The sequence below is a fragment of the Yoonia sediminilitoris genome, assembly GCF_003058085.1.
GTDB classification, from domain to species: Bacteria; Pseudomonadota; Alphaproteobacteria; order Rhodobacterales; family Rhodobacteraceae; genus Yoonia; species Yoonia sediminilitoris.
Genome location: NZ_QBUD01000019.1, coordinates 1 through 13,669 on the forward strand (window position 1 = coordinate 1; position 13,669 = coordinate 13,669).

10 protein-coding genes are annotated in these 13,669 nt (G+C 54.4%); 3 read left to right on the forward strand and 7 right to left on the reverse strand.

Features of this window, described 5'->3' with window-relative positions:
- Positions 1-261 precede the first annotated feature (261 nt).
- Positions 262-1,158: a sulfotransferase domain-containing protein gene (locus C8N45_RS21020; protein ID WP_168769550.1), complete on the forward strand. Its 897-nt coding sequence runs from the start codon at positions 262-264 to the stop codon at positions 1,156-1,158.
- Between the two features lie 438 nt (positions 1,159-1,596).
- Here C8N45_RS21020 and rhaM read toward each other — a convergent pair whose 3' ends face one another.
- The 4 genes from rhaM to C8N45_RS21040 form a co-directional block, all read right to left on the reverse strand.
- The gene (gene rhaM, locus C8N45_RS21025; RefSeq protein ID WP_108388698.1) at positions 1,597-1,911 is read right to left on the reverse strand and encodes an L-rhamnose mutarotase; all 315 of its coding nucleotides are present in this window, start codon (positions 1,909-1,911) and stop codon (positions 1,597-1,599) included.
- Between the two features lie 11 nt (positions 1,912-1,922).
- The gene (locus C8N45_RS21030; RefSeq protein WP_108388700.1) at positions 1,923-2,900 is read right to left on the reverse strand and encodes an ABC transporter permease; all 978 of its coding nucleotides are present in this window, start codon (positions 2,898-2,900) and stop codon (positions 1,923-1,925) included.
- Positions 2,901-2,912: 12 nt separating this feature from the next.
- The gene (locus C8N45_RS21035) at positions 2,913-4,409 is read right to left on the reverse strand and encodes a sugar ABC transporter ATP-binding protein (RefSeq protein ID WP_108388702.1); all 1,497 of its coding nucleotides are present in this window, start codon (positions 4,407-4,409) and stop codon (positions 2,913-2,915) included.
- A 95-nt stretch (positions 4,410-4,504) separates the two neighbouring features.
- Complete coding sequence (locus C8N45_RS21040) at positions 4,505-5,674, reverse strand: sugar ABC transporter substrate-binding protein (protein WP_108388705.1); 1,170 nt, start codon at positions 5,672-5,674, stop codon at positions 4,505-4,507.
- Between the two features lie 256 nt (positions 5,675-5,930).
- Between C8N45_RS21040 and C8N45_RS21045 the strand changes: the two genes are divergently transcribed.
- Entirely contained in the window at positions 5,931-6,848 is a 918-nt protein-coding gene (locus C8N45_RS21045) for an AraC family transcriptional regulator (protein WP_108388768.1), read from the forward strand.
- Here C8N45_RS21045 and C8N45_RS21050 read toward each other — a convergent pair.
- The 3 genes from C8N45_RS21050 to C8N45_RS21060 form a co-directional block, all read right to left on the reverse strand.
- Entirely contained in the window at positions 6,832-8,268 is a 1,437-nt protein-coding gene (locus C8N45_RS21050) for an arabinose isomerase (RefSeq protein WP_245882789.1), read from the reverse strand. The genes C8N45_RS21045 and C8N45_RS21050 overlap by 17 nt on opposite strands.
- A 136-nt stretch (positions 8,269-8,404) precedes the next feature.
- Positions 8,405-9,637 (reverse strand): L-rhamnose isomerase, encoded by a 1,233-nt coding sequence (locus C8N45_RS21055; protein ID WP_108388707.1) that lies wholly within the window; start codon positions 9,635-9,637, stop codon positions 8,405-8,407.
- A 138-nt stretch (positions 9,638-9,775) separates the two neighbouring features.
- The gene (locus C8N45_RS21060) at positions 9,776-11,878 is read right to left on the reverse strand and encodes a bifunctional rhamnulose-1-phosphate aldolase/short-chain dehydrogenase (RefSeq protein WP_108388772.1); all 2,103 of its coding nucleotides are present in this window, start codon (positions 11,876-11,878) and stop codon (positions 9,776-9,778) included.
- A 173-nt stretch (positions 11,879-12,051) separates the two neighbouring features.
- Between C8N45_RS21060 and C8N45_RS21065 the strand changes: the two genes are divergently transcribed.
- The gene (locus C8N45_RS21065) at positions 12,052-13,431 is read left to right on the forward strand and encodes an FGGY-family carbohydrate kinase (RefSeq protein ID WP_108388774.1); all 1,380 of its coding nucleotides are present in this window, start codon (positions 12,052-12,054) and stop codon (positions 13,429-13,431) included.
- Positions 13,432-13,669: the final 238 nt, after the last annotated feature.

Consider the following 13,669-nt stretch of genomic DNA (forward strand, 5'->3'; position numbering starts at 1 on the left):
CGATCAATCGACCGCAGCAGATGATCTTGTGGGACATGATCCTCTAGCGAGAACTCATAGAACAGCGCCGCCTGTGCTTCCTGCTTCAGTCCCATTATCGCAAAATCCCCCAATCCCTAAAGGAATTGAATCAGCGAATGCGACGCCGATCAAGGAAGAGTTTTTCAACAGAATTAGCCCTGATTGGACACTATGCTATTTTAATTGCTAAGGATAATGACAGAGCTTTCAATAGTTCGCAAAGTAGGAGTCGATACAAACATGACGACAGACGCCTCCATCCTCGCACCTGCATCCCGAACTTATCGTGGCGATACTACTGATCCCGACCGCTGGAACGCTTGGGCGCCGCGCAAAGGTGATATTCTTGTCTGCACGCCTGCGAAATGCGGCACGACCTGGACCCAAACGATCCTTACCATGCTCGTTCACGGAGGACCGGACCTTCCCGAAAGGGTTCCCGTTCTGTCGCCTTGGGTCGATGCCGATTTGGGAGTTCCAGCCAACGACGTCGCGACCGCGCTCTCAACACAGAAGGGACGGCGGGTCGTCAAGACGCACACGCCTGCCGATGGCTTCCCTGTATGGCAGGACGTCATTGTCATTGCGGTTTACCGCCATCCGCTCGACGTTTTCTTTTCGCTGCGCAAACACGCCGAAAATGTGAAGGATCGAAAGGCCGACCACCCGATGCTCATGCCCATTCCGCGTTCGATACGGGCATTCCTCGAGGGTCCGTCAGACATTAATGATTGCGACCGGGACACGCTCGCGGCATTTACCGAACACTACGCGAAAACAGCACTCTCGGGCAGAGTGCCTGACTTCAGATTGTTTCACTATTCTGACATGATACGAGACGGGCGGGCCACCGTGGAAAGGCTTGCCAAAGCGGCTGAAATTGACGCAGATGCCGCATTGCTCGACGCTGTGACCGAAGCCACCGCCTTTGGCGCGATGAAGGCAAAGGCTGCGAACTATGCACCCGTAGCGGGCACAGGATACTGGAAATCTGATGCCGGTTTCTTTGATTCTGCCAGCTCGAACAAATGGGAAGGCAAGCTCACCGAGGAAGAGATCGAACTATATCACAATCAACTTAGCAATCTGGTCCCAGAAACTCGGGCACGGACATGGCTTGAGAACGGTGATGGATAGGAACAGGTCGCATTGGCAATATCTGCCACTGATATCCACGAGTCAGGTTTGTCCGCTTTGCAGACATCTGTCCAAGCAGCAGCTAACGACGGGTTTGAGCCCAAGGGAGACCTTGCAATTCTTCGCTGCGCGCGCTCGCAGCACGGAAATTGCTGTTTGAGCGAAGAAATCTATGCGGCACTGCGGCTAGAAAAGCTGCTATTGAAACACCGCGCGACGAGGATCTTTTGAGCAAGGATCAAGGCGCGGACAAACCCGTCTTTTGCTGGCGCAGCTAGCTCAGCCAGAGAAAGTTATTCTAGATCACCACTTGTTTTGGGTGAACCTAATTCTCGTAACACCCACAAAACCATTAGTTCCTACGCCTTCTCGCTTCGGCGCCAGCATCGCAAACGGTCCTAATTAAGCGGAGATTTGCACAAGCGGCAGTTGCGATCCTCAGCGCAAATGAAACATCGTCTCCAGCGGGGCAACCACAGGTTCCCCAGATGGGTGGGACTCCATGATATCGGACATATGCGTCCACCAGCGTTGCATTACATGATGGGCGGGCAGTGCGTCCATTTTATGGTCTGGCTTGCGCCAAAACACTCCGAAAAGCAGGTTGGTTTCTTCGTCCAAATGAATGGAATAGTCTTGGATGCCCGCGTCTTTCAGCAAGGCGACCAGCTCGGGCCAGATGTCATCGTGACGCTTCTGGTATTCCTCCTTCTGGCCGGGGTTCAAGCGCATGCGGAAGGCAATCTTTTCCATGAGCCGCCTCCTTAAGCCATGCGTTGGCGCAAGCCGTCAAAGCCGACGGCCAGAATAAGCACCACGCCGCGTGTCACGTCTTGCCAGAAGCTGGTGACATTCATCAAGGTTAGGCCGTTGTTTAAGGTCCCAAGGATAAGCACGGCGACCAATGTGCCCCAGACCGACCCTCGCCCTCCTTGAAGTGAAGTTCCGCCCAGAATGATAGCCGCAATGACGGTCAAAAGATGCGGACCTGCCGCATTCGGGGCAGCCGCGCCGAGCATAGCTGCGAGGACCGTTCCTGCAAGGGCACCCGACACAGCCGACATAACATAGAGCGTGATTTGCGTGCGATCTACGGGCAGACCGATCAGGCGGCTGGCATCGGGGTTACCCCCGACTGCAAAAGCGTAACGCCCGAAGTGAGTCTTTTGCATCATCAGCCAAAGGCCGATGTAGACTGTCAACATCAAAAGCGCTGGGACAGGTATGCCCGCGATACGCCCCTGCCCAACCCAGTTAAAGCCGTCGACCAAAAGCGGTTTGCTTAGGCCGCCGGTCAAGATCAACGAGACCCCAGTCACAATCGACATGGTCGCCAAGGTGACAATCAGGGGGTTCAGGCGCAGGTAGGTTGCCAGTATCCCATTCACGATCCCAACCACTACGGCGACCGCAATGGCTGCCAAAACCGCGAACCAAATTGGAATGCCCGCGGCATGCAATAAGGCAATAATCACACCTGTCAGCCCCGCAACCGCTGCAACCGAGAGATCAAGCCCCCCGGCGATAATCAGCGGAGTTCCAGCAGCGGCCATCAGTCCGATCAGGGCGATGTTTGAACTGATCGACGTCATATTCCGAACCGTCATGAAGAACGGAGACAAGAACGAGAACACGACCAGCAGAAGGACATAAAACACCAGCAAGATCAGGACTGTAGTGCCTACGCCGGAGCCTCCGAAGAGGCGTTTCACGAGACTGTTGGTTTGAGCGGATTGAGACATCAGACGGACCTCTTATGACGGCTGGGCGGAGGCAGACATAAGGTCACTTGGCGCTGCCCCAGCCTCGAATGTTTCGATGATGCGGCCTCGGTCGATCACCATGGATCGATCCGACAAGCCTGCGATTTCTTCGACATCGGATGACAGGACCAAAATCGCCAACCCCTCGCGGGCAAAGGCGACGAGTTGCCTGTAGATATCTTTGCGCGCGCCGACATCGACGCCGCGCGTGGGTTCCTCAAGGATCAAAACCTTGACCTTGGGGTTAAGCCAACGGGCCACGCAGACCTTCTGCTGATTGCCCCCCGACAGGAAACGGATCGCCTGTTCGGGGCCAGCCGTTTTGATCCCTAAACGGTCAATCCAATCTGTCGTATGTTCATTTTCACGCGCCGGAGACGTCAGCATTTTCCCGCCAAAGTCGGCTTGGAAGGCGGCGACGAGGTTCTCGCGCACGCTCATATCGGCCATGATACCGTCGGTCTTGCGCTCAGCCGTGACAAAGCCGATCCCGGCCTGTTTGCCTTTGAGTGGGCTTATGGGCGTGTAGGCTGCGCCATTCAGCATGAGACTGCCTGCCTCAGGGCGCCCTTCAGCGCCGAAGATCAACCGTCCTAGCACTTCTACGCCGGAACCGATGAGGCCAAAGACCCCCATGATCTCGCCTGTGCGCAGCTCAAAGCAGACATTTTCGATGACGCCAGGCTGCGTCAGGCCAGAGCAGGACAGAACCACGTCTGACTGTTCTGGCAAAGGTGGCCTGTCTTCAAACATCGACCCCGAAACCTTGCCCAACATGGCGCTGACGACCTCAGAGACCTCGGCCTTATGGGGGTCAAACTCCCCTGAGTTCAAACCATCGCGCAACACGACGATGCGATCTGAAATCTCGAACACTTCCTTAAGGTAATGCGAGATATACACTATCGAGGTGCCGCGTTCTTTAAGGCGTCTTAGAATGATAAAAATCTGCTCACTTTCCTGTTCGGAGAGTGAGGCTGTTGGCTCGTCCATCACCAAGATATCGGCTTGGCCTTCCAGCGCGCGGGCGATCTCGATGATCCGGCGCTCGGCAACCGGCAGGTCATTCACAAGTGTTTGCGGGTCAAGCTGACCAAAGCCAAGATCGTCCAGAACCAGCTCGGCCCGGCTGGCCATATCGGACCAGTTAACCGGCCCTGTGCTTTCGGCGGACATACAAATATTTTCCGCAATTGTTAGCTCAGGAAAAACAGAAATTTCCTGCGGCAGAAATCGGATACCGACCCGTGACGCATCGCGCGGTGTCTGGAAATCGACCAGTTGGTCGTTGACGCGAATATCGCCAGCATTCTTGCTGTAATTCGCCGTCAAAATTTTCATCAGAGTGGACTTGCCAGCGCCATTGGACCCCAATAGCGCAACGATCTCGCCCGGCATAACATCCATGGAGACCCCATTGAGGACCTGCACAGGCCCGAAACTTTTTTTGATGTTCTGCATTTGCAGACGGGGAGAGAGAGCAGTCATTCCGTGTCCTTTCGTGCCGTAAAACCATAGTGCACGTAACATCATCAAAAAACCGCGCGGCGCATCGGCCGCGCGGTTCTTTTTTCATTTTGGATTTATTGTGCTGGGATCAGATTTTGCACATCCGCCAGCGACGGATCGCTCCGCAGCGCCTCAAGGTGGGCAAGGAAACCTTCCTCGGGGAAGGAGTAATCAATCACCTCAACGTCCTGACAGGCGACCTCTGTGTTGAATTCGCAGATATTCGCAGGCGTCACCATGGTGTGGTTGATCAGCACTGCGTCCGGCAAATCTTCACCAGCCAAAGTCGCCATCGCCATTGGGATCAGCGAATTGCCATAGCGCTCTGGGAACGACCCAACAGCGGCTACGAAATCGGCCTCATTGGCTAGGGTTTCACCCTCGTCGCCACCCAAGCCAACAACCGTGATCATTTCGCGGCCATCTTGTTGCGCTGCGCGCAGGATGCCTGTTGTCGCCTGATCATTGATCGCCGTACCCATGATCGGCACACCTTCGGGAATTCGGCTCAACAGGTTGTTAGTCTGCGTGAAGCTTTCTTCCAGCGTATTCTTGCTGTCGAAGGTCAGGATTTGATTCTCGGGGAAATCAGGCAGTGCAGCCTTGAAACCCGCGACCTGACCACCTGTACGCATCGCAGGGATCGGGCCGGATTGCGGCAATTCACCTTCGATGAAATAGCCGTTCATCACAGCTTCCATGCCGTAGCGGGCAACAGCGGCTTGCGCGAGGTAAGAGCCGCCCATGAAGCCAGCACGGGGGTTATTCACGCCGAAAAAGCCAGCCTCAGGCATCGGGATGTCGATGGCCACAACGGGAATGCCCTCCTGGTTCATCTTGTTCATGATAACCGCACCAAATTCCGCATCCGTCTGGAATTCGATGACAAAATCAACGTTGCGATTGATGAAGCTTTCAGCATTCGTCAAAGCGGTCGCGCCATCAAGGCGGTTGTCAGCAACAACGACTTCGATCCCAGCGGCTTCCGCATTCTCAAGAATGCCTTGTTCGACCAGCGCGCAGAATGGAATGTCACGCTGCAGGTTGGCAAAGCCGATGACATAGTTTTCGCCATTGCGCGGCGGGGTCACCTCCATTGCAGCCTTGACCATCGCCATCAGATCATCTGCGGCAAACATCGATCCATCATGACTGGCCGGATCGTAGCCCATGAAATCAGCATGAGCTGGCACAGCAGCCATAAACGCTGCCGCCGCTGCTGCGGACAAGAGTAGTTTCTTCATTCTTTGGTTCCTCCCTGAAGTGTTCTTGTTGTCCCCGTGTTAGGGGACATCCTCCATGGTCACCTTACCTGCATAGCACGTTGAGTTTCTGCCCAAAAAGATATAAAAAATGATAACCTTCCTTCTCCTTGCAAAAGTAGGGCCAAAGCAAGAAAGTCCTCCAAACAGTGCCCAATATACGGAAATACATGGTGTTTTTGCAGGAATGCGATAAAAATTGTTCGGAGTCGGCAGCGCACACCATGAAGAAAATGACATGATTCACCTACCTCAAAGAGACTACTTTTGTTACATACCCGAAAGCAGGCTATGCCACACTTTGGGCTGCACCCTGCAATCGGCTGGCTATACGAAGGTCGAAAAAAACGCGCAGTATCCCGCGCAGACCCACCCAGAGGATCACCTTTTTGGCCGGAACCGAGGCCGAATTCTTCAAGCATATCAAATTGTTTACATTGAAAACGGGCGCGGTCGAGCGGAGCTTGGCCGACAAGAGGGAATACAGGATATACCCTCTGGCAGCGTCTTTATTCTTTTTCCAAACGTTTGGCATCGCTATGCACCTGAGCTGTCGGTCGGCTGGACAGAACACTGGGTGGAATGTAAAGGAACAGCCTTCGATATGGCGGTCAATTCCGGCATCCTGGATCGCCGTCGCCCTGTGTTTCGGAACCCTGACATTGCCGCGATAGAGGCAACATTTGCAGAAATCCATGCATTGGCAGCGAAGGACGCCGTTGGCAATCAACCGGTGTTGTCGATGCTTGGTCTTAAGCTATTGGCCATTTTGGCAGGACCGCGAAATGCAAGTGAGAATAGCACGAACCGGATCGTGAACACGGTGAGGATGATGCTCTTGGAACGATGTGCGGACAATCGCCCGATGGAAGACATCGCTGACGCCCTCAATGTCAGCTATTCGAACTTGCGGCGCACGTTTCGGGTCAACACTGGTATGTCGATGAAAGACTATCAGACCGAAATGCGCATCCACAAAGCCAAAGATCTACTGGACAACACCGACCTGTCCATCAAGGGGATTGCGGCCCAACTAGGCTATAGTTCGGGATTCCATTTCTCTAATCAATTTAGAAAGATTGTGGGCTGCCCGCCAACAGAGTGGCGGACACGCCCAGATATTGCGTCAGCTGGCTCAGTCAGCAAACCCGAATAACTTCAAGCCCCAAAAGCGCTCCGAGTTTTTCGATTCTGCTGGCGATGTGGCCAACGCCCACTGCGCAATGATGCGCAGGCGCAGCAGCATTCCAATCCTCAACAAATTTGCGAGCGCCAATAGGGAAACTGTAACGGCTATTTGTGTTTCCGATCTCAAGCGTCGTGCCAGGCACCGACTCGCCCTCAGCCACCAGCAAAGACACTTTTCCACCTATCTCCAAAACCGACAAACAAGTTACTGGGCCGTGCTTCACGCTCATCTCGACGCTAACACCTGCTCCAACCTTGCCATGATACACCTCCAACGGGCGCACTTTGGTCTTGCCTTCAGCAATTTGTGTATGCCCAGGACCATCATGCCCCATCAAGACGAGGTCTTCGTTGAAGTCCATGCAATAGTATTCGGTGAATGATCCACCTGCGCCAAAGCTGTCCATGATCTTCATGGCTTGTGCGTTCTTGACCTCGTACTCGCCCGCAATCGGAACGCCCGATGCCGTCAGCATGGAACAGCCCAGAATGACCGAGGTGATGATGTCTTCGTGAACGGTGCCCGGTGTGGATTCATAGTAATATGCCATCGACCCCAGACCGTGCCGATCGACCAATTCAAAGAGGGCGGCCGCCGTGGACGCCGCGCGACGCAATTCGGCTTCGCTACAATCGGATTGGACATCGAATTCATCCTTGATCTGCGCCAGAGCCGCATCGACTTGCGCGTCAGTCAGTTTAGACCGTATCGCTGCCAGTTCGTCGATTTCAACGATCTCAATGACCGTACCAAAGGCCGCAGATTGTAACGCCATATCAGAATAGATATCGAGCATGCCGTTGTAGTAGCGGCCCATGACACCCAGTTTGTTATGGGCCATGACATGGCCAACGCGGGCCGCTTCAATCCAATCCTCGATTTCAGCATCCACATGGGCGTCGCCCTCAAGAACCCCGGTGATCTGGTGAAAGTCGATGCCCGCCCGCGTGAAGACATTTGCAATTTCAGGCACTGGGCAAGAGGCACAATGCGCCAACCACTCGCCCGTCATCTGCGTGCGGTTTCCAAGTGCATTAAATGCAGTGTAGTCAATTGCGGCGACGGGCTGCAGGTTCAGGATAATGACCGGAATACCGGCGCGACGCACTACCGGCAATACCGTCGATGACAGCGCGTAGGTGGTCACGTAAAGAAATATAACATCGACATCGGCGGCACGAAAATCATGACCTGCTTGCACGGCCTTCTCCGGCGTGTCGATAAGGCCCAAATTTACGACCTCAACGTCATCGCGCGCCAGCTTATTTTCAACAACGCCGACATAGGATTTCAAACGCTCTTTCAGACCCTCAAACTGAGGCCAGTACGCATCCAATCCGATACCGAAGAGACCGACTTTCATCGGTGCTTTTGTGATTTTTGCCATGTTATCTCCTCCCGCGCCGCGCGAGACTTGATCACAGCTGCAAAGCCGGACTGCGCGGGCATTTCATTTTAGGATACTGCGTCAGGTCAGGCCTAAATGACCGGACCCATGCAAATTTTGATCACCGCGGCGCAGATCACCTACGCCCAGCGACCGAAGCCTGATAGGCATCAAGTGCGCCAATCAGGTTCATCCCTGCAGGTCGTTCCGTCCGAGCGCACAGCTCTGTCCAGACCGCGCCGAATGGCAAATCTTTGATTTCTTCGGTCATGGTCAGGCGGGTTGTGAAATCCATGCTCTCCTCCGCCCTGCGCAAAGACCCCAAGGGCATCAAGAAGGCGCGCAAAAGAGCCTTTTGCATATTGCGCACACCGATGACCCAAGCCGCTGTCCGGCTGATCGTCGCATCAAAGAAATCGAGCCCTATATAGGTCCGCCCTAGCAGGTCGGCACTGACCAGTTCCTGCGCTATCTGCAGAACATCATCATTCTGCAAGATCACATGGTCACTGTCCCACCGCATTGGGCGACTGACATGGAGCAGGATTTCATCAACGGACAAAGCGACAGATGACAGCTTGTCGGCCACATTCTCAGTTGGGTGGAAGTGACCCATATCGAGGCAGAGCGCAATTCCGCGACGGATCGCGTAGCCCATGTAGAACTCATGGCTGCCGACGGTGCAGGCTTCGACCCCGATACCAAAGAGTTTGCTTTCAACCGCGTCGCGCATTTTTGGCTGATCTTCTTTGATGACCTTGTCGAGCGACAGTTCCAGCCGAGACCGCGCCGCCATGCGGTCAATCGGCGTATCTTTATACCCATCGGGCACCCAGATGTTGTTGACGCAAGGGCTGCCCAGCTCGTCTCCGATCTGATTTGCAATCTCGCGGCTTCGCTTACCATGCTCAATCCAGAAATCGCGGACTCCCTCGTCAGGATGGCTGAGCGTCAGGTTATCGTCAGCCTTGGCATGGGCAAAAAAGGTTGGGTTGAAGTCCAGTCCAACCCCTTGCGCCTTGGCCCAATCGACCCAAGGGGCGAAATGGCTGTATTCGATTTCGTCACGGTCAGGCGTTTTATCCGTATCCAAATAGATCGCATGCAGGTTCAGACGATGTGCCCCTGGGATCATGGAATAGGCAAACTCTAGATCCGCTCGCAGCTCATCAGGCGTGCGAGCCCGGCCAGGGTGATTGCCCGTTGCCTGAATGCCGCCGCCGGATGAACCAGAGCGCTTTTCGAATCCAACCACATCGTCGCCCTGCCAACAATGCATCGAAATGGCGATTTTTAGCGTGGCCTCTATCGCAGCATCCGCATCGACGCCCCATTCGGCATATTGTGCTTTTGCAGTATCATAGCTCATTGGTATGGTCCTCCCGTTCCACGAAACGTTGTCCGTCCATTTGTTGCCTGGCCAAGGCCTTAGGCGCTCTCCTCAGTTGCGCCGGTTGTGAAATTTGCTGGCGGGGTCAGCCGTGGCCAACCCCACCCGCTGGGAGGATCACCGGGTGAAGGCTTCTTTGTTGCCCGCATCTACGTTGATGATGTTACCTGTCGATTTGGCCGACAGGTCAGATGCGAGGAAGAATGCCGCCTCTGCAATATCTTCTGGCAGAACGGACCGCTTCAGCATCGACCGCTGACGGTACATTTCCTCAAGACCTTCTTTGTCGGTCCCATAGGTGCCTGCGCGTTGGTCCAGCCACTCGCCTTCCCAAATCTTCGATCCCCGCAAAACCGCATCCGGGTTCACGACGTTGACACGAATGCCGCCTTCTGCGCCTTCCAGCGCGAGGCAGCGGGCCAGATGGATTTCAGAGGCTTTGGCTGTGCAATAGGCCGAAGCGTTAGGCGAAGCCGCAAGGCCGTTTTTGGAGGCCACAAAGACAATCGCACCGCCCATATCCTGCACGCGCATCAGCTTGAACGCTTCGCGGCTGACAAGGAAATACCCGGTGCTCAGAATGTCCAAATTCTTGGACCACAACGCCAGCGAGGTTTCTTCAACCGGCGCGGACGACGCGATCCCGGCATTGGACACCAGAATATCAAGCCCACCAAATTCCACAGATGTCTCCGCCATGGCCGCAGCGACGGCACCCTCATCCGTGACATTCATCTCAACGCTGCGCACCACATCGCCACCAAACTGCGCGGCCAATGCCTCGACCGTTGTGGCAAGCCCATCAGCGTTGATATCGACCAGCATGACACAGGCACCTTCGGACAGGTATTTGATCGCTGTCGCCGTACCAATTCCGCCAGCGCCACCAGTCACCAGCGCCACACGGCCCGCTAGAGATTTGGGCTTGGGCATGCGCTGCAGCTTAGCCTCTTCCAGCAACCAATATTCGATATCGAATGCTTCTTGCTCTGGCAGGCCAACATATTCCGACACAGCTGACGCACCACGCATCACGTTGATGGCATTGACGTAGAACTCGCCACCGATCCGAGCTGTCGCCTTGTCCTTAGCAAAGGTAATCATACCAACGCCGGGCACCAAATAAACCACTGCATTGGGGTCACGCAGTGCCGGACTATTGTCGTGCTTGCACCGCTCGTAATAGGCCGCATAGTCGTCGCGATAAGTAGCGATCTGCGCTGGCAGACCTTCCATCACCTCATCCAGATTGCCTTTGGCCGGATCAAAGTCGACAACGAGAGGGCGGATTTTTGTGCGCAGGAAATGGTCGGGGCAAGACGTGCCAAGAGCCGCCAAAGGCTCCATGTTCTGACTATTCACAAATTCCAAAACCGCATCGCTGTCATTGAAATGGCCGACCATATGCTGGTTGCCGCCGACAAATCCGCGAATGGCGGGCATCAGACTCGCTGCTACAGCGCGACGAGCGTCCACGTCCAAGCTCTCATGCTTGGCTCCACCAAAGACGGCAACGCCTTCGGATTTTTGCGCCAGCCACTCGGTCGCCTGATTGATGACGTTAATCGTCATGTCATAACAGGCTTTGGCGTCGTCAGCCCAAGTGAACAGACCATGGCTTTCCAGAACAACGCCATCCGCATCAGGGTTTTCACGGCAGAATTTATCCAACCAAAGACCCAATTCATAGCCCGGCTTCTTCCATGGCAACCAACCGATCTTGTCGCCAAAAATCTCTTGCGTCAGATCTTTGGAGTTTTTCGAGGCCGCAATTGCAATAATCGCATCGGCATGGACGTGATCCACATGTTTGCGGGGCACATAGGCATGCAACGGCGTATCTATCGAAGCCGCGCGCGGGTTCAGCTTAAAGGTACAATGCGGCAGATAGCCTACCATCTCATCCTCAAACTCCACTCCGCGATAAAGCGATTTCAGCGCCTGAAGCTTGTCCATATACAGCGTCGCAAAGCCGTCCATTTTGATGGACCCAATGTCACCGCCAGAGCCTTTGACCCAAAGAACCTCGGTCGCTTCACCGGTCAGCGGATCAATCTCCAACACTTTTGCGGAAGTGTTGCCGCCACCGTAGTTGGTGACGCGTTTATCGGAACCCAATACGTTCGAACGATACAGAAGCAACTCGGATTCGCTCATCCCGGATGCAACAGACGCATCCCAGCGATTGTCCAGCAAGTTAATCTCAACATCGGTTGACATGCCATATCCTCCCAAAATCTCGGCGTTGAAACTGCCTTGCGGCATTCAGGCTGAGCCGGTCAACAAAAAGAGATCTCGGAGATCATTATGTGTATGTGTTTGATCGAATGCGAGGGCTTATGCTTTGTCATAACAAGTGGCGCGGGATCGAAGCCGCAACGGGAGGACAATCAATGCGCTCAAACATAGCGGTCATAGATATAGGCAAAACAAACGTCAAATTGGCGTTAGTTTCTGCGGATCAACTCGAAGAGATCGCGGTCATTACACGCCCAAACACCGTTCTCCCCAGTCCGCCATGGCCGCATTTCGACATTGACGGACATTGGCAATTCTTGAAGGCCGGACTGCGAGAATTTCATGCGCAATATGGAATCAAGGCCATCACCACGACGACCCATGGCGCCTGTTGCGCACTATTGGATGCCGATGGGGCCTTGGCCGCGCCTGTCCTAGACTACGAGCATACTGGGCCTGACGCATTGGCGTCAGACTACGATCAACTGCGCCCTGCGTTCGAACAAACAGGGTCCCCGCGCTTGCCTATGGGCCTTAACCTTGGGGCACAGTTGCACTGGATGTTTGCCACTGATCCTAGCCTAAAGGCGCGGACCGCGCAGATCGTGACCTATCCGCAATTCTGGGGCCATATGCTGACGGGTAAAGGCGCTGTCGATGTGACGTCTCTGGGGTGCCACACAGACTTGTGGAACCCCCATATGCGGGCTTTTTCTGATCTTCCGAAAACTTTGGGTATCGAGACGCTTTTTGCGCCTGTGCGCAAACCATCTGATATGTTGGGCCACTTGTTGCACGAGGTCGCCCAGGAAACAGGACTGCCCGAAACCACGCCGGTCTATTGCGGTATCCACGATTCAAACGCGTCACTCTATGCCAAGCTCGTAAACACAATTGCGCCGTTCAGCGTAGTGTCCACGGGCACATGGGTCATTACGATGGCGGTTGGCAGCACGATACCGACACTGGACCCCGCAAAAGACACTTTGATCAACGTCAATGCATTCGGCGATCCGGTGCCGTCTGCCCGCTTTATGGGCGGGCGCGAGCATGACATCTTGATTTCAGGCCAATTTTCGGAACCAACGGAAGCGGACGTCAAGAGCGTTTTGGCCGATGGCGTGATGCTGATGCCAGCGGTCGTGCCAGATAGCGGGCCCTTTCAAGGCCAGACACATAGATGGGTTGGCGACGAGCCCGAACTCGGTAGTGGGCGCCGTACCGCAGCAGTAGCGCTATATTTGGCCCTCATGATTGATCAACAACTTGCGATGATCGGCCATAACGGTGCAATTCATATCGAAGGACCGTTCGCGCGAAACGCGACACTACTTCAAGCGTTAGCTATTTTTTGCAAATGCCCGATCATCTACTCTCGTAACACGACCGGTACAAGTGTCGGCGCGGCGTTGCTAGTCCAAGATCGGGAAGAACCGGTTCATCACCTGATTGAGATTTCTGCGTCTTGGCAGGAAATTGCAGAGGTCTATGCAGCCAAATGGCTAAGAAATGTCCACAATACCTTTGCTGACTGAGATGCAAGCGGCATAATTCGGGCAGAAAAGTAGGGCCAGTTGGACAGGAAAGCAAAGAAAAAGGTGTCCCTTCATGGTCTCGACAAATTTTCATTCAATTGGGAGCTTTCGATAGCTTGGCGAGGCCGCCAAATATCCACTTTGGAATTCCCGATGGTGTCCAACCTATCGTAGATTTTCCATTCGAGAGACCAGGGTCTCATTCGATTCCCAAATGCATGAACCTCATACAGCCCAT